Consider the following 24,821-nt stretch of genomic DNA (forward strand, 5'->3'; position numbering starts at 1 on the left):
GAGAACGGGCGGAAGGTCGACCCCACCGGACAATGAGAAGGGGAACAGCGGTGAGCGAAAGGCTGCGTATCGAAAACCTCTACAAGGTTTTCGCCAAGGACCCGACCGAGGCGCTGCAGATCCTGCGCGGCGGCGGCACGAAGGACAGCGTCTTCGGGAAGCTCGGCCAGGTTGTTGGGCTCGATGGCGTCTCGCTCAGCGTCCCGTCCGGCGCGATGTACATGATCATGGGTCTGTCCGGCTCCGGCAAATCGACGCTCGCACGCTGCGTCAACCGGCTGAACGAGCCCAGCGCCGGGCGCATCCTGCTGGACGGTCAGGACATCGTACCGCTCTCCGAGAAGGCGCTGCGCGAGGTTCGGCGCACGCGGATGTCGATGGTGTTCCAGCACTTCGCGCTGCTGCCCAACAAGCGCGTCATCGAGAATGTCGAGTTCGGGCTGAAGCTGCGCGGCGTCGCGCCGGCCCAGCGCCGCAAGCGCGCCGAGGAGATTCTCTCCGTCGTCGGGCTTGCGCGCTGGGGCTATCACCTGCCGCACGAGCTGTCGGGCGGCATGCGCCAGCGTGTGGGGCTCGCGCGGGCCCTCGCGACCGATGCCGACATCCTGATCATGGACGAGGCCTTCAGCGCGCTTGATCCGCTGATCCGCACCGAGATGCAGGACGAGTTGCTGCGCCTCCAGCGCACGCTGAACAAGACCATCCTGTTCATCACCCATGATTTCCAGGAAGCGCTGAAGCTGGGCACCCGCATCGCGATCATGTCGGAAGGCAAGCTCGTGCGCGAGGGCACGCCGCAATCGATCGTGCTCGAGCCGGGCAGCGACTATGTCGCCGCCTTCACGCGCGAAGTCGACAGGGCACGGCTGTTCGACGCACACTCGGTGATGAAGGCGCCGACCGTGCTCTGGCGCGGTCCGAACGGTATCGTCGTCGGAGGCGCCGGGGGCGGCCTCCTGCTCGACCAGCAGGAGCATGTGGTCGCCGGACTCGGCGAAGCCCAGATCGCCACGCTGAAGCAGACCGGCGAATTGCCGGCCGGGCGTGGCCCTTATCTCTGCGTTCCCGAGGGCGCCAGGCTCGTCGATGTCGCGCGCAGCTACCGCTCCGATCACGCCATGGGCGTCGTCGACGACAGTGGCAAGCTCGTCGGTCTGCTCGGCGCCGAGCAGATACTCGCCCGTATCGCCAACCTGCCGAGCCCGGGAGAAGCCGCATGATCAAGGCTGACGATCTCGCGATCTTCCCGGTCGACCAGTGGATCCAGGACGGAGTCCGCTGGCTGGCCCTGAACCTGCGGCCGCTGTTCCAGGCGATCAAATGGCCGGTCGAAAGTCTGCTCGGCTTCAACGACTGGGTGCTGCATGCGATTCCGTTCCCGGTGATGCTCCTGCTGATCGGCTTGATCGCCTGGCGCAGCGCCGGCCGGGGCGTCGCGGCCTTCAGCGTCGTCTCTCTGGTCGTCATCGCCATGCTCGGCGTTTGGACCGAGGCGATGACGACGCTCTCGCTAATCACGACCGCGATCGTTTTCTGCGCGGTGATCGGCATCCCGATCGGTATTCTCTGCGCCCGCAGCGACCGGGTCTGGAACGTCGTCCGCCCAATCCTCGACATCATGCAGACTACGCCGACCTTCGTTTACCTCGTGCCGGTGGTGATGCTGTTCGGCGTCGGCACTGTCCCGGGCGAGGTCGCGGTGGTCACTGCTGCGGCTCCCCCGCTGATCCGCTTCACCAATCTCGGCATCCGCATGGTCGAGCACGAGATCGTCGAGGCTGGTCTCGCCTTCGGCGCGGACAGCCGCCAGTTGCTCTGGGAGATCCAGCTTCCGCTTGCGATCCCGTCCATCCTCGGTGGGCTCAACCAGACCGTTCTGACCGCGATGGTGATGTCGGTCGTCGTCGCGATGATCGGCGCCGAAGGGCTCGGCCTCGTCGTGCTCCAGGGCCTCGGGAGGCTCGATGTCGGCCGCGCCGCCATCGGCGGCATCGCCATCGTCCTGCTGGCGATGATGCTCGACCGCATCACCCAGAAACTCGCCGAGACGAAACGTGACCAGCGCACCTCCCTGTTTCAGGCGCTGATGCGCTTCCTGCGGGGAAGCTGCCGCGAGGAGATCACCGCGCCTGCGCCGCCGGAGGCCGGCCGACAGGCGGCGTGACCGACCGATTCCAACGAAGAACCCGCCCACAAAGGGCGGGCCGGGGACAAGACCAGCCATAACCGAAGAGGAGAACCCGATGATCAGCCTGTCAGCCAGACCGTTTATCAAGACTGTTGCCGCGGCGGCGCTCGCCGCAGTCACCCTGCAGGGAGCGGCGTTCGCCCAGGCCTTGCCGGGCAAGGGCAAGACCGTGCGCTACGCCCAGAGCGACAGCCTCGGCGCCAATTACGTGACTGCCCAAATCATCAGCCGGGCGATGAAGGAGCTCGGCTACGAGGTGAAGCTCTCGACGCTCAACACGACGCTGTTCTTCCAGGCTGCAGGGCAGGGCGATCTCGACCTCGCCACCGACGTCAACATGCCCCAACGCGAACCCGCCTTCCGGGCCGTCGAGAAGCAGGCCGAGCTGCTCGGCAGCGGCATGATCGTCGGCGGCGGCATCAACGGCTACCTCATCGACAAGAAGACCGCGACCGCACACAACATCACCACGCTGGTGCAGATGAAGGATCCCAAGATCGCCGCGCTGTTCGGCAAGGATGGGCGCGCGGACCTGATCAACTGCGACCCGGGCTGGAGTTGCGGCGACGTGGTCGACTTCCAGCTCGACAAGTTCGGCCTCAAGGACACCGTCCGCTCGGTGCGCGGCAAATACGAGACCCTGATGGTCGAGGCCGTGGCGCGCGTGAAGCGCGGCGAGCCCGCCTTCTTCTATGCGTGGAGCCCGTCCTGGGTGAACAACGCGCTGATCCCGGGCGAGGACGTCGTCTGGCTGCCCACGCCGGAGGATGCGCTGCCGCCGAACGTGCCGAACCGCGGTTCAGCCCTGGTACCGGGCGTCAAAGGCTGCGCCGGCGGAGCCGATCCCTGCCGCATGGCGATGTCGTCCTGGAACTGGGCCTCTGTCGCGAACAAGCAGTTCGTCGCGGCCAACCCGGCGATCAAGACACTGATCGAGCAGATCAAGTTCCCGCTCGCGAGCTGGTCGGCCTGGGAGTTCAACATCAACAAGAACGGCGCCAGCAGCGCCAACATCAACCGCATGGCCGATGAGTGGATCACCCAAAACAAGGCCATGTTCGACGACTGGGTGGCGAAGGCCAGAGGCGGCGTCTAATCGCAACTTGTAGGGAAAACGACAACAGTTCGGAATCGCATGCCCGGCTTGAGATGCCTCCAGGAAGGCTGCTGGAGGCATCTCGGCGCAAGGCACTCCCCATTCGCTCGCCCAACAGCCTCTGCTTCCTGGCGGGCGACAAGGTCAGCTATTGGCGCTTGCCGCTGATCGAGATCAAACTGTGCGTGCTCGTGCTATTTGTGTTTCACGTCGACTGCCAATGTGAGCTCGTCGATGCGCGGCTGGTAGAACACCTTGCCTCGCGTCGCCCAGATGTTCTTGAAGTGGTAGAGCGGGAGGATGGCGACGTCGGTGGAGACCAGCTTCACCGCGTCGAGCACGAGGGCCTCGCGCTTGGTGTCGTCGATCTCGGCGATGGCGCTGGCATTGAGCGCGTCGAGCTTCGAATTGGAATACTGCGCCCAATTGTAGAGGCCCCAGCCGGTCTCCTTGTTGCGCGTGCCGACGAGATCCCTGAGCAGGCCCGTGCCTTCCATGGAATTGTTGCTCCAGCTCCCGAGATAGGCGGTGAACTGGCTCTTGGCGCCTCGCGACGAGTAGACGCTGAAGGGGATGGCGTCGATCGCGGTGTCGACGCCGATGCGGCTCCACATCTGCGCGATCGCCTGCGCGACCTCGACGCTGTAGGGCACCCGGTCGTTTGAGGTCGAGAGCGTGATCTTGAAGCCGTTGGGGAATCCGGCCTCGGCCAGAAGGCGCTTGGCCTTTTCCGGATCATAGGCCGGGACCGGGGTCTTGGGATCGTATCCCATGATCCCGGGCGGCAGCCATTGGCCCGTGGGATTGGCGGTGCCCAGCATGATCCGCTCCGTGATGCCGGCACGGTTGATCGCGATCGAGAGCGCCTCGCGGACCTTCTGGCTGGTCAGCGGCGACGGATCGAGCTTGGCGCCCTTCTTGTCCGTTATCGGCGGCGCATCCTCGGCCGGCTTGATCATCGGGACGATGTAGTTGACGCGCATGCCAGCGACCGAGGCAACGTGGATGTTCTCGGACTTCTCGAGGCGCGGGAGATCGCTGGCGGAGGGCGTGTCGATCAGGTCGAGATCGCCGGACAGCAGGGCGGCCGTCCGTGCGGCGGTATTCGGGATCAGCCGGATCGTCAGCGTCGTCCAGGCGGGCTTCTCGCCCCACCAGTTGTCGTTGCGGGCGAATTCGACGCGCTCGCCGGGCGTATAGCTCACCAGCTTGAACGGGCCGGTGCCAATCGCCGCCTTGCCGCTGTTGTAGTCGGCCGTGGTCGCATCGGTGCCGGCGTGGCGCGAGACGATGGCGAGGCGGGTGAGGTCGCTCGGCAGGTTCGGCACTGGCGACGTGGTGGTCAGGCGGATCACGGTGGGGCCGACGACCTCGGTGTCCTTGATCGGCCGGATGATGCCGGCGAAGCCGCCGAGATTGTTGGGAACGTCGATGGCGCGCTTCAGGGTGAAGGCGACGTCGTCGGCCGTGAAGGGCCTGCCGTCATGCCAGGTCACGCCTTCGCGCAGCTTGAACTCCCACACGGTCGGCGAGATCGCGCGCCATTCCGTAGCGAGACCGGGAGTGAGCTTGCCCTCCGGGCTGCGATGCACCAGCCGGTCGAACATGTGGAACGCGACCAGGTTGTTGGGCGTCGTGCTGTAGAAATGAGGGTCGAGCGAATTGACCGCTCCGCCGATCCCCATGGTCAGCTTCTCGGCGAAGGCAGGCGCGGCGCCCAGGCACAGAAGGAGGGTCGAGGCGAGCGCGAGGCGCTTTACCGGCGAGGTGAGGGTGGCAGCCATACGCGATCCCCTTATTATTGGTATATAATAATTGATATTTGAGGACGATTTTTGCTGACTGTCAAGCGAGCGCGAGCCCGATTGCGCGCAAGCGACGCCCGCACGTTGAAACCCAGAGATTCCGACTGAGTGAGCGGGCGCCGAGGCCCGGCTCAGGAGGCGAGCGTTTCCGTCGCTTTCGTCGCGGCCTCGAGCACGAGCGGCGCGAGTTCGGCGATCGCGGTCTCGCGGCTGTAGCGCGTGGTCAGGGTCGAGAGGTTGATCGAGCCGATCGCGCGGCCGGCGCGATCATGAACCGGCGCGGACACCGAGATGCTGCCCTGTTCCATGTTCTTCTCGGTGACGGAGAAGCCGACCGCCTTGGCCGCTTCGAGGATGCGCATCATCTCGGCCGCGTCGCGCGCCTTGGTGCGCTGTGACACCGAAGAGGCGGACGCTTTCCAGACCTTCTCGACATGGCTCGGTGCGGAATGGGCGAGCAGCATCTGGCCGGACGAGGAGGAGAGTGCCGGAAACCGGGTGCCGATGGGGAGGTTGACCGACGAGATATGCGTGCTCGGTATCGTTGCGATGATGACGATGTCGGCGCCGTCGACCTCGACCCAGGAGATCGTCTCCCGGGTCTTCTCACTCAGGATGCGCATCTGCGGATAGGCCGCTTCCAGCCCTTGGTTCGACGAGCTGGCATTTTGCGCGAAACGGAAGACCTTCCGCGACAGGCCGTAGCGCTTCGTCTGGGCGTCGCGATCGAGATAACCGAGGCGCTCGAGCGTATAGATGAAGCGCTGCGAGGCGCTGCGGCCGAGCCCCGTACGGATCGCGATGTCCGACAGGCTCAGCGTCGCGGCCGTCTTGTCGAAGGCCTCCAGGACCTTCATCGCCTTGGCGACGGAGGCGACGAAGAGGCGCTCGTCGATCTCCGGCGCCCCTTCGCCGCGGTCGGCCAGGGGTGCGGCTGGCGCAGATTTCGACATCGACGACACCATGGTGTGCGGAGACCTTTCGCGGGGCTGTCCAAGCTGTAGCAGCTTCGTCCGGCGCCTCAACCCGCGCCCGGGCCGAACGTTCCGGCGAAGCGCTGCTTGAGGAGGTTCTTCTGGATCTTGCCGAGCGTATTGCGCGGCATCTCGTCGACCAGCTCGATGCGCTTGGGCACCTTGTAGCCGGCCAGCGAAGATCGGAGCGCCGCGATCGCTTGCTGCGGATCGAAGGGTGTGCGGCGGTTCGCCGGCTGCACCACGGCGACGACGGCCTCTCCGAAATCAGGGTGCGAAACGCCGATCACAGCGCTTTCGGCAACCGCGTCCAAGGCGTTGAGCGCCGCCTCGACTTCCTTGGGGTAGACGTTGAGGCCGCCGGTGATGATGAGATCGGCGCCGCGACCGAGCACGCTGACATGGCCCTCCTCGTCGACGCGGCCGAAATCGCCGGTCACGAACCAGCCGTCGCGGAAGGCGGCTGCCGTCTTCGCGTCGTCGCGCCAATAGCCGAGGAACGGAAAAGGCTGCTGCAATTCGATCATCCCGACCGTTCCGGCCGGCACCTCCTGCCCGTCCTTGTCGACGATGCGAAGCCGCGAACCCGGCAGCGGCAGGCCCGACGTATCGGGGCGGCGACGATCCTCGAAGCGGTTCGAGGTGGCGATCAGGGCCTCGGTCAGCCCGTAGCGGTCGAGGAGGCGATGGCCGGTGCGGGCCGCGAAGGCCTCGAAGGCATCGGCCCGCATCGGCGCCGAACCGGTGACGAACAGGCGCATCTCGGTGCAGAGCTCCCGGCCGAAACGCGGGTCGGCCATGAGGCGGCTGTAATAGGTCGGGACCCCGGCGAAGATCGTCGCGCGGGGCAAGGCGGCCAGCACCGCCTCCGTCTCGAATTTCGACAGCAGGATCATCGCGGCGCCTCCGGCAAGCGCCGGCGTCGTCGTGCCGAAGAGCCCGTAGGCCATGGGGTTGGCGTGGAGCAGGGTATCGTCCGGGCCGATCCGCCAGCAGGCGGCGAGCGCGCGCGCGTTCCAGATCACGCTGCCGGCCGAAAGCAGCGCGCCTTTCGGCCGGCCCGTCGTGCCGGAGGTGTAGACCATGGCGTTCGCGTCGGACGGCGAGACCGCCGTGAGTTCGTCCAGCCCTTCGATTCCGCGGCTCCCCTCGGTCAGCGTGCCTGCGCCCTTTGCGTCCAGCGTCAGCACGCGGTGCGTTCCGGCCGAGCCGACGCAGTCGCGCCGCGAGGGGTCGCAGACCACCGCCACCGGCTCGGCATCCCGGAGGATATGACCGATTTCAGCGTCGGTCAGGCCGATATGGACAGGCAGATAGACGGCTCCGAGCCTGCAAACCGCGAGATAGAGCAGGATGCCCTCGGGCGATTTCTCCAGAAGGCCGGCGACGAGCCGGCCTTTCGCGACGCCGAGTCCGGCCAGCAGGCCGGCGTAGCGGGCGGTGATGTCCGCCGCCTCGCCGAAGCGGAGCTGCCGCCCGGCCGCCGTTTCCATGAAGACGCGCGCCGGATCGTGCTCCCGGCCGAACAGGGCGCCAAACACGTTCGCGTCGGTGGGCACGGTGATCTCGGTCATCGTCGTCGTCCTGTCGGCGTTCCGGTTCAGCGCCCGGTGAAGACCGGCTTGCGCTTCTCGGCGAAGGCGCGCGTGCCTTCGCGATAGTCCTCGCTGCGATCGGCGGCGTCCGACAGCGCCGCGACATTGGCTGCAACATCGGCGAGGCGGCCCAGCTGAATCGCGTCGCAGGCGAGCTTGGCGGCCCGGATCGAGAGTGGAGCATTGGCGAGCATGGGCGCGGCGAAGCGTAGCGCCGCCTCGACGACATCGTCCTCGACGACGTCCGACACGAGCCCGCAGGACAGCGCCGCCTCGGCCCCGATCAGAGCGCCGGTGTAGAGCATATGCCGCGCCATCGAGAGGCCGGCCGTCGCGGCGAGGAGCTGCGTGCTGTCGGCTGGATAGACCAGGCCTAGCTTTGCCGGGGGCACGCCGAAACGCGCGGTCGCGTCGGCGATCCGGAAATCCGCGCGCAGCGCCAGGGTGCAGCCGCCGCCGACGCAGGGTCCACTGACGGCCGCGATCACAGGTACGCGTGCCGCCGACACCGCCGCGTAGCAAGCCATGATGCCGTCCCAATAGACCTGGCGCGCCGGAGGATCGTCGCGCACGGCGGCGAAGGCGCCAATCTCGTCGCCGGCGCAGAATGCGCCGCCACGGCCGGTGAGAATGATGGCACGCAGCGCATCGTCGGCATGAAGCTGCGTGAACGCGCCACCCAGTTCGCGCCAGGCCTCGCCGCTGAGCGCGTTGCGCTTGGCCGGACGATTGATCGCGACGATCGCGACCGCGCCGTGGCGCTCCAGTTCGATGTCGGACAAATCAGCCTCCGTGTCTCGCTCGCCCTGGCTTGACACATATCCGAACATAATATCAATATTCAATCACTGTTATTGCAATTCGATACTTCCTTGGCCGACATATGCGCGTCGACCGGGCGAGCATTCCGGGGTACGACATGCAGACCGACGCCATCACGATCGGGCAGCTCTGGGACAGGCGCGCTGCTGCGGATCCCGCACATGTCTATTGCCGCTTCGGGGAGCGCGACTGGTCCGTCGGCGAACTCGATGGCCGGATCAACCGGCTGGCGAACGCGTTGCTGGCGACGGGATTGCGCAAGGGCGACCGTGTCGCCGTGATGCTGCCGAGCCATCCCGATCACATCGTCACCATCTTCGCGCTGGCGAAGGCGGGACTGGTCCGCATCCCCGTCAATGTCCATCTCAAGGGCGCCTCGCTCGACTTCGTCTTCGATCGCTTCGCGCCGCATGCGCTCATCGCCGATCGCAGCCATGCCGAGTTGCTCGCGCCGATCACCGCGCGGCTGCCGGAGCTCAAGCTGGTCTGGCGCGGGGGCGACGGCCCGGGAGAGTTTTCCCGGTTGATCGATGCCGCTTCGCCTGGCCGGCCGCCCGTCGATGTGTTGGCCGACGACATCATCGCGATCACGCCGAGCTCCGGCACCACCGGCGAACCGAAGGGCGTGCTGAAGAGCGACCGCAGCCTGCGTGCGGGGCCGATGGGGACGCTGGCGCTGACCGGCGCCAGGGCTGGAGACGTCTTCCTGCTCTGGGAGCCGTTGCATCATGGGGCCGGCGTCGCCGTGCTGATCGCGGCGCTGATGGAGCCGATCACGCTCGCCATGGTCGAGAAGTTCAGTGCCTCGCAGTTCTGGGACCAGGTCCGGCGCTACGACGTCACGCATATCCACTATCTCGGCGGCGTCCTGCCGCTGCTCCTGAAGCAGCCGGAAAGTCCCCTCGACCGGCAGCACAAGGTTCGCATGGCCTGGGGCGGCGGCTGCCCGATCGATGTCTGGCGGGCCTTCGAGGAACGCTTTGGCGTCGTGTTGCGCGAGGGTTACGGGCTCTCGGAAATGACGACCTTCGTCACGATCAATCCGGAAGGCCGGCTCGGTTCTTGCGGGCGCACCCTGCCGTTCTACGATGTGAAGCTGCTCGGCGAGGACGGGCAGGAGGTGCCTGTCGGCGAAGCGGGCGAGATCGTCGTCAGGCCGCGCGAGGCCGAGCTCGCCTTCAAGGGCTATTTCCGGATGGAGGAGGCGAGCGCCGCGCTGGTCAGGGACGGCTGGTTCTCGACCGGCGACCTCGCCCGGCGCGACGAGGACGGCTTCCTGTTCTATGCCGGCCGCAAGAAGGACAGCGTGCGCCGGCGCGGCGTCAACATCTCGGCCTGGGAGGTCGAGCGCATCATCCTCACCCATGACGACATTGAAGAATGCGCGCTGATCGGCGTGCCGAGCGAACTCGGCGACGACGATCTCAAGCTGTTCATCCGCGCGGCCGGCGGACGCAGCCCCGATCCGCTGGCGTTGATCCGCTGGTGCGAGGGGCGGATGCCGTATTTCCAGATTCCGCGCTATATCGAGAGGATCGACGAGTTCCCGAAGACGCCGACGCAGCGGATCAAGAAGAGCGATCTCAGCCGCAGCACCGAGGCCGCTTTCGATCTCGAGCGCTCCGGGCACCGGATCGGCAAATAGCGGCCCCAGCCTGCAGATGAGCGGACGGCGCGAAATCAGATGAATGGCAGCACCACCGAGGCGCGTGAGATGGGCGAGCGCAGATCATGAGCGCCTGGCTGCTGCGGCGCCTGCTGCAGGCGATCTTCGTGGTGATCGCCATGACGGTGATCGTCTTCATCGGCATCAGCGTGATCGGCGATCCGGTCGAGACGCTGATCTCACAAGATGCCGATCAGGGCGAGAGGCTGCGCACCATTGCCGCCTTCGGCCTCGATCGGCCGCTCTGGGTCCAATATCTCTCCTTCCTGAACGGCGCGATCCACGGCGATCTCGGGCGCAGCTTCGTCTATAACGAGCCTGCCCTGCAGGTCATTCTTCAGCGCATGCCGGCGACGCTCGAACTGGCGGTCGCGGCGATGTTGCTGGCGATCGTGATCGGCATCCCGCTCGGCTTGTTCGCCGGGGTGAAACCGCATTCGCCGGTCTCCAAGGCGATCATGACCGGCTCGATCCTCGGCTTCTCGCTGCCGGGGTTCTGGGTGGGGCTGCTGCTCATCATGGTCTTTGCCGTGCAGCTCGGCTGGTTGCCCTCCGGCGGGCGCGGCGAGACGCGCGCGCTCCTCGGCATCCAATGGTCGTTCCTGACGCTGGACGGGCTGCAGCACATGATCTTGCCGGCGCTGAATCTGGCGCTGTTCAAGACCTCGCTGGTGATGCGCCTCGTCCGCGCCGAGGCGCGCGAGATCATCCCGCAGGACTACATCCGCACCGCCCGCGCCAAGGGACTTTCCGAGCGCGCGGTCGTGAGCAGGCATCTGCTGAAGAACATCATGATCCCGGTCGTCACCATCGTCGGGCTCGAATTCGGGTCGGTGATCGCCTTTTCCGTCGTCACCGAGACGATCTTCTCCTGGCCGGGCATGGGCAAGCTGATCATCGACAGCATTCATGTCCTGGATCGGCCGATGATTGTCGCTTATCTGATGATCATCGTCCTGCTCTTCGTCGCCATCAACCTCCTGGTCGATTGCCTCTACGCGGTGCTCGACCCGCGCGTGAGGACGAGCCGATGAGCGCGCCGGCCTCGCTCGATCAAGTCGTCCCGCCGCGCGCCTCGGGCTTCAATCGATTCGCACGCGCCTTCACCGCCTCGCGCACCGCCGTGGTCGGCCTGACGCTGCTGGCGGTCGTCGTCCTGCTCGCGCTCCTCGCTGCCTGGATCGCGCCGCAGAACCCCTACGACCTGACTCAGCTCGACATCCTGGACGGGCGCATGCCGCCCGGCTCGACCTCGGCGAGCGGCATGACGTTCTGGCTGGGCACCGACGATCAGGGGCGCGACATGCTCTCGGCCATTCTCTATGGCCTGCGCATCTCGCTGTTCGTGGGCGTGACCTCCGCCGTGGTCGCGGCCGCGGTCGGCGCCCTGCTCGGCCTCTTTGCTGCCTATGCCGGCGGGCGGATCGAGAGTGCCTTGATGCGCCTGGTCGACCTGCAGCTCTCCTTTCCGGCGATCCTGATCGCCTTGATGATCCTCGCCTTTCTCGGCAAGGGCGTGCTCAACGTCGTGCTCGCGCTCGTCATCGTCGAATGGGCTGCCTATGCGCGCACGGCCCGGGCCAGCGCGCTGATCGAGAGCCGCAAGGAATATATCGAGGCGGCCAGGGCGATGGGCGCCTCGCCCTGGCGCATCCTGCTGTGGCACCTGCTACCGAATTGCCTGACGCCGCTGATGGTGATCGCAACCGTCCAGGTGGCCCGCGCCATTGCGCTCGAAGCGACGCTGTCCTTCCTGGGGCTCGGGGTCCCGGTCACCGAGCCGAGCCTCGGCATGCTGATCGCCAATGGCTACCAGTACATGCTCTCTGGCAAGTTCTGGATCAGCTTCTATCCGGGCCTCGCCCTGCTGTTCACCGTCATCGCGATCAACCTTGTGGGGGATCGGCTGAGGGACGTTCTCAACCCGCGTGGAGCAAGCTGACAGGCTGGCAGCACCGCGGCTGAGGCGAGGCGGGCGGGAAGCGCTCGGCATCATCGAGACCCCGCCGGCTTTCATGCGGCGATGAGGTCAGCGGGCGCAATTCTTTTCAATGCGAGGCAACAAGAGCTGCCGCGGGCAGTTGGCTTGAGAGACGCATCCGAAAGAACATGATGTCGAAGCTGGTTGTCCTGATCGTCGAAGATGAGCCGCTGCTCCGGATGGACGCAGCCGACTTCATTGCGGAAGCCGGATTCGAGGTGGTCGAGGCTGCCCATGCCGACGAAGCCATCGCCATCCTGAAGATCCGCCCCGACATCGCGGTGGTGTTCACCGATATCGAGATGCCAGGCTCCATGGACGGCATGAAGCTGGCGCACGCCGTGCGCCTCGGCTGGCCGCCGGTCCTCATCGTGGTGACGAGCGGACGCGTCCTGCCCCCGGAAGGCGATCTGCCGGCGAATGCTCGCTATCTCAGGAAGCCGTACCGGCCAGCCGAGGTGATCGAAGCCTTCCGGGAAGCGGCTTGATCAGTCGGCGGTGAGGGCTTCGATGGGCCCACGGAGCGAAAAGACCACGCCGGCCGGCTGATAGTCCATTCCGGCTGTCCCGCTGAAGTATCCGGCCAAGGCCCGTTCGATCATCCGCGATCCGAAGCCACGGCGGCTGGGCGGCTCGACGGGAGGGCCGCCGCTCTCGCGCCACTCGAAATTGAACTCGCCCTCCAGGACCGACCACGTCACGTCGATGCGTCCGTCGTCCTGGCTGAGCGCGCCATATTTCGTGGCGTTGGTCGCCAGTTCGTGGAGCGCAAGCGCCATCGCCAGGGCGGTCTTCGACGAGAGCTCGACGGCCGGACCTTCGATCCGGAAGCGCGACAGGTCGCCATGCCCCTTCAACGATTCTGCGACGAGATACTTCAAGCTCGCCCTTGCCCAGGCGGTCTGTGTCAGGATGTCCTGCGCCGAGGCCATGGTGTTGAGCCGCGCGGTGAAGGCGTCCTTGACGGCGTCAATCTCGGCGCCGCCACGGATCGTCTGATTGGCGATCGCCTGGATCATGGCGACCGTGTTCTTCATCCGGTGCTTCAGCTCGAGCGCAAGCAGGCGTTGCCGTTGCTCGGCTTCCTTGATCGCCGTGATGTCGCGCGACACCGACAGGATCGCCTCGGGCTTGCCGTCCGGACCGATGATCGGGCCGACCTGGACATCCCAGAAGCGAGGATTTCCGGCAAACGTATTGGCGATGCCCTGGAAGCGATAGCTGCGGCCGGCCCGCGCTTCCTCGAGCGCGAATTTGGCGTCTGCGTTGCCCTCATCGGTCCAGAAATCAGGCCAGGGACATCCCTTGATCGCGTTGAAGTCGCTGACCTCCATGATGCGCTGGCCGCCCTCGCTCATGAAGGACAGCCCGCCGGCAAGATCGATGACCTTGATGCAGTCGTCGGACGCCGCCAGCAGGCTGCGCATGAAGCGTGCGTCTCGCAGTTCCGGCGTCGTCAAAATATCCCCGCTCTCGCTCCGCTTGGCGGGGCATTCCCAATTTACGCCATGTACGTGCCACGCGGCCAGATCGATGTCCCTGTCATTTGACATGCAGGACTGTCCGACTTGAACTCGGGAGCGGGCCTCGACGAGGAACAAAGAACAGCGCGGGCCGTTCGTCCTTGATGACCGATGCGATCAAATCCCAGGACGGCCAGACACACGCTGCGACACACGCCCCGGTTCACGACATGGATCGGTCGCTTCCGCTGGATTCGCCCAAGAATGTCACCCGCAAGAGCCAGCAACTGAAAGCGCGCGCCGTTGCAGGGCGGCATATCGACGAAGCGCTCTCCGACGTGCCGATCTCTGACGAAACCAAGGCTTCGCGGAAGGCGAAACTCATCGACATGCCGGCCGGCACCCCGGATAAGCGCCGCCGCAAGCGGCCGGAATAAAGCTCAGCTTCGTTCCCTGGCCGTGACGGAAGCGGGGCGGCTCGTCACGATGCCGGCTCCTCGTCACGATCGCCGGGTTGCGCGCGCCTGCAAGTTCCACGGGTGAAGCGTTCGATCTCGGCAAGCGCCTCATCCAGTGTCCGATAGGGTTCGAGCTTCATGCTCGCCATCGTCTGCACCGCATGACCGGCGGGCTGGATCCGAAACGCGCCTGGGCTTTCTTCCACAACCTGCCCCATCTCCCGGCCGAGCAGATCGGTCAGCAGCCACGCCGCCTCGCCCGGTTTAGACGTCACGTCGATATCCAAGACAGATTCCTTCGGTTCGTTACTTGCGACCGCGGCGGCCTTCGCCGTCATTTCGGGCGCTTGCCGGCCTTCGGCGTCGCTGCGGCGGTCGCGCGGTCGAGGGCTTCCTTCTGGAGCCGCTGTTCCTTCAGCCTGGCCGTATTGGCGTCGCGGGCCTGATTGACGCCTTCGGCTTCCGACAGGATGCGATTGCGCGACAGGGCTTGTGTCTGTGTCTTGAGGAATGCGGCTTCCGCCTGGGTGCGGGATTTCGAATGTTCGGTCATCTGCTTTCTCCTGATAGGCGGCTGCGGCCGCCCCTTCTGTCCGGTCGCTGATGCCAGCGAACCCATGATCGTCACCGGGAGCCGGATGCCGGCGATTTCGTTGTCGAAAGGACGATCTGGTCGTGACCGATCGCCCTCTCATGTCCGTCAGCGCCTCTGACGCGATACTGGCGCTCTCCGCTCTCGCGCACGGGCATCACGCGAAAGACCTCATAATCTCCCTCTCCCGACCGGTCGGCGAAGCCGAATGAGAGGTTCACGATATCGCCAACCTTGATGATCCGTTCGGTCATGGTTTTTCACTTTCGAGGGCAAGTTGCCCGGCGGGACGCCGTGCGTCTTCGCGACGGGTATCCAGGCGCGCGTCGCAAACGTCCATCGCATCCAGCAGCGCGGCGATACCAACGCACGACGACCCTCGACGGATCGGGATGCTGGTACAAGGCCTGCCTGTTCAGGAAACTGGGCTGGGACAAGATGTCCGCCGATCTGTTTGTGCAAGATCGCCGAAGGCTCAGGCGTGCAAGACCCGAAGCGGCGCCAGTTTCGGCCGATCCCCGCCGACGCGGGCAAACTGGCGAATCTCGGCGAGACTGATCAGACAGGATACCACGGATTCGCCGCCGCTGTTCTCATTTGACCGATCGCGATGCAGGCGGCCGCGGCAGGCGCCGGCATCGAGGTCGACCAGCGATAATGCGAGATCGCTATCGCCCCGGAAACCAGGCAAAGGCACGCGCGGCTTCAGCACACGCCCCCGGCGCGCTGTCCCGAAAGCGTCGCGACCGCTCGACCGATGTCGCACTGCGCGCGGAACGGTCGCTGCGATCGCCTCAAGTCTTCGGCATGCCGAGCCTTTCGGCACAGGCCTTGGCGACCGCCGAGTCGGGCGATGTGCTGCCGATCATCGTGGCCCAGCCACCCTTGGCGATGAAATCGCCCTGGCTCCACGAGCTGATCTTCTTCAGCTCGGAGAGCGCGGCATCCGCGTTTGGCTGATTTTGGAAGTTGCTCACGCAGATCGGAGACAAGGCGGCGACAACGGCGTTCTCGGCTCTGAGCTTCGCCAAGCGCTCGCTCGACGCGGCTGTCGACCAGCCGCCCCAGGAGAATCCGACTACGGCCAGGGCGATCGCGCCACCAACGGCACCCCAGATGGCAGGCTTGGTTTGTGAAGGAATCTTCATGATATTTTGTTCCGTTCTACGGAAGAAAATCTTTCCGTAGAACATAATATCATGCTTTAAAGAAATAATTCGCGATATTTTATTTTCAAGGACGATGGCGAATATTTTCAATTATGTAGAAATTATGCGCGATACTTCGCGCTAAAGCTGCGGCCGGCGCCGATCGAAAACAGTAAGTTCTGAATTTTTCGCAGCTCAAATCTCTCTGGAAATCGCAAATCGCCTGAAATCTCAGGGGGGAGCGATCCAGCGGCGATGGCGGTGCTCGGGCGCTATGGGCTTGTCCCGGATTCGGGCGGACCCCGGACACCGATCAGGGCGGACCTTTCTCCTCCATCCGGGCGCGATAGGGCGGCCAGAGCCCTGCATATCGTTCGCGGTCGCGCCGGATCGCCGACGCATCAGCCCGGGCGATCTTCACGGCATGGCAAGCGGCGCGGCCGGATGTGGCGGGGCACTCGAAAGATGCATTATAAGTCATATTTTCAATGTCTTACGTCATTCATATCTAACCTTCTGATATAGACCATATCCATCGTTGCTCCCCTTTTGGGCACCGCCTAAGCTCGCGTCATCGAAGGGCGAACAACGCCCCGTCTTCAGGGAGGTGACGATGACGCGTCTGCGCGCGTGGCTGCTTGCGGCTGCGCTCCTTGCACCCGCAATACCGTTCTTGCCGACGCTGTCGGCGGCCCAGGGCGTTCCGCAGAGCATTCCCCGCAAGGAGCTCCTGATCCTCGAGAATCCGGAAGGGACGATCAAGAACGCGGGCTGGTTCAACATCTGGGCGATCAACGCCGGCAGCCAGTCGAACGGGCTGCAGCAGGCGGCTCTCGACACGCTCTGGTACATCGATCCCGAAAAGGGTCTCGACGGCGCCTGGGACAATTCGCTGGCCGCCGAGAAGCCGGTCTACAATGCCGACTTCACCGAGATGCGGGTCAAGCTGCGGCGCGGCCTGTTCTGGAGTGACGGCGTCGAATTCACCTCCGCGGACGTGAAGGCCACGGTCGATATCCAGATCAAGAACCCGAACATGCGCTTCTCGGCGGTGCTCGCCAATAACGTCGCCTCCGTCGACACGCCTGACGCCGAGACGGTCATCTTCAAGCTCAAGAAGTCCAATTCGCGCTTCCACACCAATTTCACCGTGCGCTGGGGGGCGATCTGGATCCTGCCCAAGCACGTCTTCGAGAAGGTCGAAGATCCCGCGAAGTTCGACTTTAACAAACCCGTCTCGCTCGGGGCCTATACGCTCCACTCCTTCGACCCCGACGGCAAATGGTACATCTGGCAGCTGCGCGAGGACTGGCAGCGCAGCTCGCTCGGCCGGCACGGCAAGCCGGGACCGAAATATCTCGCCTATATCGACCCGGGGCCGCCGGACAAGCGCGTCATCGCGCAGCTCAATCATGAGCTGGACGTCATTCACGACATCGCGCCGGAAGGCATGTTCACGCTGGCAAAGCAGGACAAGGGCACCCGCGCCTGGTTCAAGGGCTTCCCCTATGGCCATCCGGACCCGACCTTGCCGGCGGTGATCTTCAACACCCAGCACGAGCAGCTGAAGAACCGCGACGTGCGCTGGGCGCTGGCGCTGATGATCGACGTCAAGGCCGTGACCATGGCCGCCTATCGCGGCGCCGCGACCATCTCCGCGATCGCCGTGCCGCCGACCGGTATTCATCCGGAGGCCTATCACAAGCCGATGGAGGCCTGGCTCAAGGATTTCGAGATCGATACCGGCAAGAGCAAGATCAAGCCCTACGACCCGACGGTCGGCAAGCAGATCGCCGACATGCTGCGTCCGTCCATGGGCGACCAGATCCCCTCCGATCCGGCGGTGATCGACAAATCCTTCGGCCTCGGCTGGTGGAAGACCAATGTCGCCGCCGCCGGCGAATTGCTGACGCGGGCCGGCTTCCGCAAGCAGGGCAACCAGTGGCTGACGCCTGACGGCAAGCCGTTTGTGGTCAGGCTCATGGTCGAGGGCGATCTTCGGCCGGTCATGACGCGGGCGGGCACGATGATCGTGCAGCAATGGAAGCAGGCCGGCGTCGATGCGCGCATCGACGTCGCGCAGGGCACGCTGCTGACGCGGCGCGCGGCCGGCGATTTCGACGCCTTCATCGGCTGGAGCGTCGAGACCTGGGGCGGCCATCAGGACCTGTCCTATTTCATGGACAGTTGGCATTCGCAGTTCGTCGCCCCGCCCGGCCAGCCGCAGCCGCTGCGTAACTGGCAGCGCTGGAGCCATCCGGAACTCGACAAGATCATTGAGGACATTCGCAAGATCGACTTCGACGATCCCAGGGGCGTCGAGCTCGGTCGCGACTACGTCAAGCTGATGACCCGCGAGATGCCGATCATTCCCTTGATGGCCTACAACGTCTTCACCGCGATGGATCAGACCTATTGGAAGGGCTACCCGACCGCCGACGATCCCTACGCGAACCCGGTCACGAACTGGGGTAACTCCCGCTACATGTTCGTGCGCTTGAAGCCGGCCAACTGAGAAACCCGGGCCGCCTCGCCGGGCGGCCCGCCTTCCTCCCAGGACAATCGCCAGCCGGTGACGTCTGCGTCGCACGGACCGGTGGAGCTTTCGGGATCGCATGAGCGCCTACCCCGCCTATCTCGCGAAACGTCTGGCCCAGTTCGCCGTGGTGGTTTTCATCGGGGTCAACCTGGCCTTCGTGATCACCCATGCCTCGCCGATCGACCCGGTCGAGCAGTCGATCTCGGCCGTGACCTCCTTCGGCAGCACCGCGCCCGAGGCGATCGCGGCGATGCGCGCCTCGCTGCAGGAGCTCTACGGGCTCAAGGGCACGCTGGCCGAGCAATACCTCACCTTCTGGAGCCGGGTCCTGCGCGGCGATTTCGGCCCCTCTCTCTCCGCCTTCCCGACCCCCGTCTCGACCCTGATCGGTCGCGCGCTGCCCTGGACGGCGGGTCTGCTGATCGTCTCGACGCTGATCACCTGGGTGCTGGGCAATTGGCTCGGCGGGCTCGCCGGCTACTACCAGCGCAACCGCACGCTGAAGCTGATGGGCGTCGTCGCCATGGGCGTCCATCCGATCCCCTACTACATCGTCGCGCTTCTGCTGCTCATCGTCTTCGGCTTCCTCTGGCCGGTGCTGCCGATCACCGGCGGGTCGGCAATGAACCTGCAGCAGGGCTGGAACTGGTCCTTCGTTTCGAGCGTCGCCCGGCACTCGGTCCTGCCGGCGCTCTCGCTGATCCTGATCGGGCTCGGCAGCTGGTTTCTCGGCATGCGCTCGCTCGTCTCGAACATCGTGACCGAGGATTATGTCGTCTATGCCGAGATCGCCGGGCTCGACAGCCGCAGGGTGCTCGGCTCCTACGTCATGCGCAATGCGCTGGCGCCGCAGGTGACCGGGCTCGCCATGTCGCTCGGCGGCATCTTCAACGGCGCGGTGATCACTGAGAAGGTCTTCGGTTATCCCGGTGTCGGAACCCTCCTGGTCGATGCGGTCTATGCCGGCGACTACGGGCTGGTGCTCGGCGTCACCACCGTCTCGATCATCGCCGTCTCGGTCGGGGTCCTGGTGATCGATCTGCTCTACCCGCTGATCGACCCGCGCGTGGAGCCGCGCTGATGCTGGCCATCCTGCGGGACCTGATCCGCTACAATCTCGAATTCCGGATCGGGCTCGTGCTCGTCGGCATCGTGGCGATGATGGCGGCGTTGTCCCTCGTCTCGCCCTATCCGGCGGGTGACGTCTATGTCGTGCCGCCCGACCTGCCGCCCTCCACCGCCTATTGGCTCGGAACGACCTCGCGCGGGCAGGACGTGTTCTGGCAGCTCACGGCGGCGATCCGCAACACGCTCTCCTTCGGCATCATGGTCGCGGCGCTGTCGCGGGTGATCGCGCTCGTCGTCGGGCTGCTCGCCGGCTACTGCGGCGGCTGGATCGACCGGGTGCTGATGTCGATCAACGACACCTTCATCATCATCCCGCTCTTCCCGATCCTGATCCTCTTCTACTTCGTGCTGCGCGACTCGATGTCGACGCCGCTGCTCGCCACCATCATGGCCTGCCTCGGCTGGGCCTATGACGCCCGCCTGATCCGCTCGGTCGCGCTTTCCCTGAAGACGCGCGAATTCACGCAGACGAGCATCTTCTCGGGGATGAAGACGCACGAGATCCTGGCGCGCGAGCACCTGCCCTATGTGCTGCCGATCGTCTTCTCCACCACGATGAACAACATGAACTGGTCGATCGGCATCGAGGTCACCCTCGCCGTGCTGGGCTTCACCGACATCAACACACCGACGATCGGCGGGATGATCTACTGGGCCAACCAGCATACCGCTCTCGTGGCCGGCATCTGGTGGTGGATAGCCTTTCCCGTTGCGCTGGTGGTGATGACCTTCGTCGGCCTGTTTCTGCTGGCTGTCTCGATGAACGAATATATCGACCCGCGCAGCCGTCTCGCCCGGATGGGAGGCAGCCGATGAGCGGCGGGGACGATGCGGGGCCGGTGCTCGAGGTTCGCGACCTCCAGGCGCATTTCCGCAGCCATTATTTCGGCGTCAACCGCGAGGTGAGGGCGGTGGACGGCGTCACCTTCGCGGTGAACCGCAACGAGATCTACGGACTTGCGGGGGAATCCAGCTCCGGTAAGACGACTCTGGTCAAGACGATCGCGGGGCTGCTGAAGCCGCCGCTCGAAATGGTCGGTGGTTCGGCCCGCTTTTCCTTCCTGCCGGGCTGGGACGCGATCGGCCGGGCGCCGCCGGATGTGGTGCGCGCCATCCGCTGGCGGCACCTGTCCTACATCATGCAGGGCTCGATGAACGTGCTGAACCCGCTCAGGCGGGTCAGGCACAGTTTTCGCGACTTCGCCTGGCGCCATCTCGGCGGCAGCAAGGCCGAATTCGACGCGCGGGCCGAAGCGCATCTGGAGCGCGTCAAGCTCGACCCGTCGGTGCTCGCCGCCTATCCGCACGAGCTGTCCGGCGGCATGCGCCAGCGTGTGACCATCGCGCTCGCGACGATCTGCAAGCCGGATTTCATCATCGCCGACGAACCGACCACGGCCCTCGATGTGGTCGTGCAGAAAGACGTGCTGGCGATGATCCGCGCGATCCAGTGCGAGATGGGCTCGAGCGTGCTGTTCATCACCCATGACATGGGTGTCCACGCCGCCCTGACCGACCGGCTCGGCATCATGTATGCGGGGCGCCTCGTCGAGGATGGCGAGACGCCCGAGATCTTCTCGCGGCCGCTGCATCCCTATACGCGCCACCTGATCGCGAGCCTGCCGCGCATCGGCGACACGCAGCAGCGCGACGGCCTCGAAGGATCCCCGCCCAATCTGGCGGCGCCTCCGCCCGGCTGCCGCTTCCATCCGCGCTGCCCGCTGGCCATGCCGATCTGTGCAACCACCGTGCCCGCCATGATCGAGAGCCTTCCCGGCCATCGCGTCGCCTGCCATGCCGTCAACGAGGGGGCGGCGGCATGAGCGCGCTGCTCGAACTCGACCGGGTCAGCAAGAGCTTCTCGCGCGGGGGGCTGTTCTCGACGCGCCGCGTCGAGGCCGTGAAGGAGGTGAGCTTCGCCCTCGCGGCGGACAAGCCCGAGATCTTCACCGTGATCGGCGAGTCGGGCTCGGGCAAGTCGACCCTGGCGCGGATGATCCTCGGCATCCATGCGCCCAGCTCCGGCCTGATCAGGCTCGGGGGCCGCGACGTCGCGGCCTATGAGCGACGCGCCTTCATGGCCGAGGTCCAGCCGATCTTCCAGAACCCGTTCGAGGCGTTCAATCCGCTGAAGCAGCTCGACCGCTATCTGTTCATGACGGCGGAGCGCTTCGGCGGCGCGGCCGGCAAAAGCGCCGTCGAGGAACCGGTCGACGAGGCGCTGCGGCAGGTCGGATTGTCGCTCCCGGAAATCGCGGGGCGGTTTCCGCACGAGCTTTCCGGCGGCCAGCTGCAGCGTGTCGCCATCGCGCGTGCCCTCGTCGCGAAGCCCAGGCTGATCGTCGCCGACGAGCCTGTCTCGATGGTGGACGCATCTCTGCGCATGTCGATCGTCAACCTGTTCGGCCGGCTGCGCGACGAGCTCGGCCTGTCGATCGTCTACATCACCCACGATCTCGCCACCGCCTACTACATCAGCGACCGGCTGATCATCATGCAGAAGGGCGTCGTGGTCGAGCAGGGACCGGCTCGTGCCGTGCTCTCGGCACCCACGCATCCCTATTCCCGCCAACTCCGCGACGCCGTGCTCACGCCCGACAGCGCCGGAGCCTTCCGTGCCACCCATCCACGCAAAGCGGTTGAAACATCCGGAGACAGGTCATGAGACAAGCCAGCATCACCTTCGACCGCGCCTTCGCCATCGGCGACACTGATCCGAGGCTCTTCGGCGCCTTCGTCGAGCATCTCGGCCGCTGCGTCTATGGCGGCATCTACGAGCCAGGCCATCCCACCGCCAACAAGCGTGGCTTCCGCAAGGACGTGCTCGAACTCGTCAAGGAGCTCGGGCCGACGATCATGCGCTATCCGGGCGGGAATTTCGTCTCCGGCTATAATTGGGAGGATGGCGTCGGCCCGATCAAGGACCGCCCCGCCAGGCTCGACCTCGCCTGGTTCACCACCGAGCCGAACAGCTTCGGCACCAACGAATTCGTGGACTGGTGCCGGGCGGCGAAGATCGAGCCCATGCTCGCCGTCAATCTCGGCACGCGCGACGGTGACGCGGCGCGCAACCTCGTCGAATACTGCAACCATCCCGGCGGCACGGCCTGGTCGGATCTTCGCATCAAGCATGGCTGGAAGAAGCCGCATGACATCAAGTTCTGGTGCCTCGGCAACGAGGTCGACGGCCCCTGGCAGATGGAGCACAAGACCGCGACGGAATACGGGCGCGTCGCCTATGAGGCGGCGAAGATGATGCGCTGGATCGACCCGTCGATCGAGCTCGCCGCTTGCGGCTCCTCCGGCCGCAACATGCCGACCTACGGCCGCTGGGAGGACGAGGTGCTGGAGCACACCTTCGACCAGGTCGAATTCATCTCGCTGCACACCTACTTCAACAACTACGCCGGCGACACCAAGGCCTTCCTCGCCAGCCCCGACCTGATGGACCAGTTCATCGAGGAGGTCGTCGCGATCTCCGACGCCGTCGCGGCCCGCCGCCGTTCCGACAAGCGCATCATGCTGAGCTTCGACGAATGGAACGTGTGGTACCGGACGCGGCGCGTGCGGGCCGACCGCGTCAAGGAAGGATGGCCGGTGGCGCCGCCGATCCTCGAGGAAATCTACTCCATGGAGGACGCCCTGGTCTTCGGCGGCGCCTGCATCTCGCTTCTCAATCACGCCGATCGCGTGAAGACCGCCTGCCTCGCACAGCTCGTCAACGTCATCGCGCCGATCATGACCGAAACCGGCGGTCCGGCCTGGCGCCAGACCATCTTCTGGCCCTTCGCGCAGATGAGCCGGCTGGGACGCGGGACCGTGCTCAAGGCGATCGTCAAATCCGAAAGCTACGAGGCCTCCTATTTCGACCCCAGGGGCAAGCAGGATCTCTTCTATCCGATCGACGCGCCCTATCTGAAGGCGTCCGTGGTCTGCGACGACAAGGGCGTCTCGCTCTTCCTGCTCAATCGCGACCTTGAACAGGGCGTCGAGGTCACCGTCGATGCGCGTGGCTTCGGCAAGCTCACGGTCTCGGAAGCGACCGAACTGCGCCATGCCGACCTGAAGGCGGTCAACAGCAAGGAGGAACCGCTCAAGGTCAAGCCGGCGACATTGAAGAAGGTCTCGACGAAGCCGGACAGCATCACCCTGGCCTTGCAGCCGGCTTCGTGGAATGTGATCAGGCTGGACAGCTGACAGAAGCCCGCGACGATGGACGAGAGCCCGCCACGACACCAGCGCGGCCGCCGCGGCAATCGCGGCGACACGTCGGGCGCGACCAAGCCGCGCGACCGGGGCTTCCTCGTCGTCAACGCCGACCGGCAGTATCAGGTGCTGCGCGGCCTGGCCTCTCCGGTCAGGCTGCGCATCCTGAGGCTGCTCAACCGGCAGGGCCCGAAGAACATCAATCAGATTGCGGAGATCCTCGGTCTGCCGCAATCGACGATCGTGACCAACGTCCAGGTGCTGGAGGAGGCCGAGCTGATCTCGACCTCGCTCGGCAAGGCCACCAAGGGCCAGCAGAAGGTCTGCGCCGCCCGCTATACCGAGATCGTCGTCAATCTCGACCCCGACGATCCCAGCCGCGAGAACAATGTCGTCGAGGTCGAGATGCCGCTCGGGCTGTATACGAATTCGGACGTCTCCGCCCCCTGCGGTCTGTGCTCGACCGAGCGCATTCTAGGGGTGCTCGACGTGCCCGAACTGTTTCTCGATCCGCGCCGCGTACAGGCGGCGCTGATCTGGTTCGGTCGCGGCTATGTCGAATACAAATTCCCGAATAATGCGAAGGTTCTCAACCGCAAGGTCGAAGCCCTCGAATTCGAGATGGAGATGTCGTCGGAAGTGCCGGGGACCAATTCCGACTGGCCCTCGGACATCAGCCTGTGGGTCAACGAGCGCAAGATCGGCACCTGGACATGCCCCGGCGATTATGGGGACCGCCGCGGCGCCTACACGCCGCACTGGTGGAAGCTCGAGGGATCGCAATACGGCATTCTGACGACCTGGCGCATCACGGCCGAGGGCACCTTCCTCGGCGAGCGCAGACTCAGCGATGTCACGATCGAGGAGCTCGACCTCGACCGGCACCACTCGATCAAGATGCGTGTCGGCATCGACGAAAGGGAGGGCAGGCCCGGCGGCGTCAACATCTTCGGCCGCGGCTTCGGCAATCACAACCAGGACATCAAGATGCGGCTGCACCTGCACGCGATGACCGCGCTTCCCCACGCCACGACGTGAGCGTCACCCGCCCAAACACGCCGTAGTCGGACCGCGAACTCAGGCTTTCGCGGCAGATGGCTTCCACGTCAGGAGCAGCTCGGCAGCTCCCGGCAAACCGTCCAGGGAAAAACCGTCGGGAG

General features: G+C 65.3%; 25 protein-coding genes. 15 read left to right on the top strand and 10 right to left on the bottom strand.

What is annotated here, in order from left to right; all coding sequences use genetic code 11:
* Positions 1-50: 50 nt before the first annotated feature.
* The 3 genes from IED13_RS22600 (at position 51) to proX (ending at position 3,284) form a co-directional block, all read left to right on the top strand.
* Positions 51-1,220 carry a quaternary amine ABC transporter ATP-binding protein gene (locus tag IED13_RS22600; RefSeq protein WP_038367095.1) on the top strand — a complete coding sequence of 390 codons (1,170 nt, stop codon included), beginning with the start codon at positions 51-53 and terminating at the stop codon, positions 1,218-1,220.
* Complete coding sequence (locus IED13_RS22605; RefSeq protein WP_191125537.1) at positions 1,217-2,164, top strand: ABC transporter permease; 948 nt, start codon at positions 1,217-1,219, stop codon at positions 2,162-2,164. The genes IED13_RS22600 and IED13_RS22605 overlap by 4 nt, the downstream gene beginning before the upstream one ends.
* Positions 2,165-2,243: 79 nt before the next feature.
* Positions 2,244-3,284 (top strand): glycine betaine/L-proline ABC transporter substrate-binding protein ProX, encoded by a 1,041-nt coding sequence (proX, locus tag IED13_RS22610; RefSeq protein ID WP_191125538.1) that lies wholly within the window; start codon positions 2,244-2,246, stop codon positions 3,282-3,284.
* Positions 3,285-3,478: 194 nt separating this feature from the next.
* Here the strand turns inward: proX and IED13_RS22615 are convergent, their stop codons facing one another.
* From IED13_RS22615 to IED13_RS22630, 4 genes are all read right to left on the bottom strand, one after another.
* Entirely contained in the window at positions 3,479-5,068 is a 1,590-nt protein-coding gene (locus IED13_RS22615) for an ABC transporter substrate-binding protein (RefSeq protein ID WP_038367104.1), read from the bottom strand.
* 152 nt (positions 5,069-5,220) lie between these two features.
* Positions 5,221-6,042: an IclR family transcriptional regulator gene (locus tag IED13_RS22620; protein ID WP_162737722.1), complete on the bottom strand. Its 822-nt coding sequence runs from the start codon at positions 6,040-6,042 to the stop codon at positions 5,221-5,223.
* 68 nt (positions 6,043-6,110) lie between these two features.
* Entirely contained in the window at positions 6,111-7,637 is a 1,527-nt protein-coding gene (locus tag IED13_RS22625) for an AMP-binding protein (RefSeq protein WP_191125539.1), read from the bottom strand.
* 26 nt (positions 7,638-7,663) lie between these two features.
* Positions 7,664-8,440, bottom strand: coding sequence for an enoyl-CoA hydratase/isomerase family protein (locus IED13_RS22630; protein ID WP_038367273.1), 777 nt, complete (start codon positions 8,438-8,440; stop codon positions 7,664-7,666).
* Between the two features lie 137 nt (positions 8,441-8,577).
* On the opposite strand from IED13_RS22630, the gene IED13_RS22635 reads away from it, so the two are divergent.
* The 4 genes from IED13_RS22635 to IED13_RS22650 all read left to right on the top strand — a co-directional run bounded on the left by IED13_RS22635 (position 8,578) and on the right by IED13_RS22650 (position 12,615).
* On the top strand, positions 8,578-10,125 hold the full coding sequence (locus IED13_RS22635) for an AMP-binding protein (protein WP_191125540.1): 1,548 nt from the start codon (positions 8,578-8,580) through the stop codon (positions 10,123-10,125).
* An 86-nt stretch (positions 10,126-10,211) separates the two neighbouring features.
* Positions 10,212-11,180, top strand: coding sequence for an ABC transporter permease (locus IED13_RS22640; protein ID WP_112762604.1), 969 nt, complete (start codon positions 10,212-10,214; stop codon positions 11,178-11,180).
* A complete protein-coding gene (locus IED13_RS22645) occupies positions 11,177-12,088 on the top strand; it encodes an ABC transporter permease (RefSeq protein WP_191125541.1) in 912 nt (303 codons plus the stop codon). Before IED13_RS22640 ends, IED13_RS22645 begins: the two co-directional genes overlap by 4 nt.
* A gap of 170 nt (positions 12,089-12,258) precedes the next feature.
* Entirely contained in the window at positions 12,259-12,615 is a 357-nt protein-coding gene (locus IED13_RS22650; protein ID WP_191125542.1) for a response regulator, read from the top strand.
* On the opposite strand, the gene IED13_RS22655 is transcribed toward IED13_RS22650, so the two are convergent.
* Complete coding sequence (locus IED13_RS22655) at positions 12,616-13,554, bottom strand: sensor histidine kinase (RefSeq protein ID WP_162720020.1); 939 nt, start codon at positions 13,552-13,554, stop codon at positions 12,616-12,618. It abuts the gene before it with no gap.
* Between the two features lie 200 nt (positions 13,555-13,754).
* On the opposite strand from IED13_RS22655, the gene IED13_RS22660 reads away from it, so the two are divergent.
* Positions 13,755-14,027, top strand: a complete 273-nt coding sequence (locus IED13_RS22660; RefSeq protein ID WP_038367116.1) for a hypothetical protein — start codon at positions 13,755-13,757, stop codon at positions 14,025-14,027.
* A gap of 44 nt (positions 14,028-14,071) precedes the next feature.
* On the opposite strand, the gene IED13_RS22665 is transcribed toward IED13_RS22660, so the two are convergent.
* The 5 genes from IED13_RS22665 to IED13_RS22685 form a co-directional block, all read right to left on the bottom strand.
* Positions 14,072-14,386, bottom strand: coding sequence for a hypothetical protein (locus IED13_RS22665; protein ID WP_133565771.1), 315 nt, complete (start codon positions 14,384-14,386; stop codon positions 14,072-14,074).
* Positions 14,383-14,601 (bottom strand): hypothetical protein, encoded by a 219-nt coding sequence (locus IED13_RS22670; protein ID WP_038367119.1) that lies wholly within the window; start codon positions 14,599-14,601, stop codon positions 14,383-14,385. The genes IED13_RS22665 and IED13_RS22670 overlap by 4 nt, the downstream gene beginning before the upstream one ends.
* 71 nt (positions 14,602-14,672) lie before the next feature.
* Positions 14,673-14,894, bottom strand: coding sequence for a hypothetical protein (locus IED13_RS22675; protein ID WP_038367122.1), 222 nt, complete (start codon positions 14,892-14,894; stop codon positions 14,673-14,675).
* A 221-nt stretch (positions 14,895-15,115) separates the two neighbouring features.
* Positions 15,116-15,352 carry a hypothetical protein gene (locus IED13_RS22680; RefSeq protein WP_191125544.1) on the bottom strand — a complete coding sequence of 79 codons (237 nt, stop codon included), beginning with the start codon at positions 15,350-15,352 and terminating at the stop codon, positions 15,116-15,118.
* Between the two features lie 82 nt (positions 15,353-15,434).
* The gene (locus tag IED13_RS22685) at positions 15,435-15,899 is read right to left on the bottom strand and encodes a hypothetical protein (RefSeq protein ID WP_248312721.1); all 465 of its coding nucleotides are present in this window, start codon (positions 15,897-15,899) and stop codon (positions 15,435-15,437) included.
* Between the two features lie 502 nt (positions 15,900-16,401).
* Between IED13_RS22685 and IED13_RS22690 the strand changes: the two genes are divergently transcribed.
* From IED13_RS22690 to IED13_RS22720, 7 genes are all read left to right on the top strand, one after another.
* Positions 16,402-18,303 (top strand): ABC transporter substrate-binding protein, encoded by a 1,902-nt coding sequence (locus IED13_RS22690; protein WP_191125545.1) that lies wholly within the window; start codon positions 16,402-16,404, stop codon positions 18,301-18,303.
* A gap of 100 nt (positions 18,304-18,403) precedes the next feature.
* Complete coding sequence (locus tag IED13_RS22695; RefSeq protein WP_191125546.1) at positions 18,404-19,408, top strand: ABC transporter permease; 1,005 nt, start codon at positions 18,404-18,406, stop codon at positions 19,406-19,408.
* Positions 19,408-20,271: an ABC transporter permease gene (locus tag IED13_RS22700; RefSeq protein WP_191125547.1), complete on the top strand. Its 864-nt coding sequence runs from the start codon at positions 19,408-19,410 to the stop codon at positions 20,269-20,271. The genes IED13_RS22695 and IED13_RS22700 overlap by 1 nt, the downstream gene beginning before the upstream one ends.
* Positions 20,268-21,278 carry an ABC transporter ATP-binding protein gene (locus IED13_RS22705; RefSeq protein ID WP_191125548.1) on the top strand — a complete coding sequence of 337 codons (1,011 nt, stop codon included), beginning with the start codon at positions 20,268-20,270 and terminating at the stop codon, positions 21,276-21,278. Before IED13_RS22700 ends, IED13_RS22705 begins: the two co-directional genes overlap by 4 nt.
* Entirely contained in the window at positions 21,275-22,120 is an 846-nt protein-coding gene (locus IED13_RS22710) for an ABC transporter ATP-binding protein (RefSeq protein ID WP_051988417.1), read from the top strand. Before IED13_RS22705 ends, IED13_RS22710 begins: the two co-directional genes overlap by 4 nt.
* The gene (gene arfA / locus IED13_RS22715) at positions 22,117-23,652 is read left to right on the top strand and encodes an arabinosylfuranosidase ArfA (RefSeq protein WP_038367143.1); all 1,536 of its coding nucleotides are present in this window, start codon (positions 22,117-22,119) and stop codon (positions 23,650-23,652) included. Before IED13_RS22710 ends, arfA begins: the two co-directional genes overlap by 4 nt.
* Positions 23,653-23,667: 15 nt before the next feature.
* On the top strand, positions 23,668-24,699 hold the full coding sequence (locus tag IED13_RS22720) for an ArsR/SmtB family transcription factor (protein ID WP_081925606.1): 1,032 nt from the start codon (positions 23,668-23,670) through the stop codon (positions 24,697-24,699).
* The last annotated feature ends 122 nt before the right edge of the window (positions 24,700-24,821 follow it).

Origin of the sequence: Allobosea spartocytisi (assembly GCF_014764685.1) — a bacterium.
GTDB classification, from domain to species: Bacteria; Pseudomonadota; Alphaproteobacteria; order Rhizobiales; family Beijerinckiaceae; genus Allobosea; species Allobosea spartocytisi.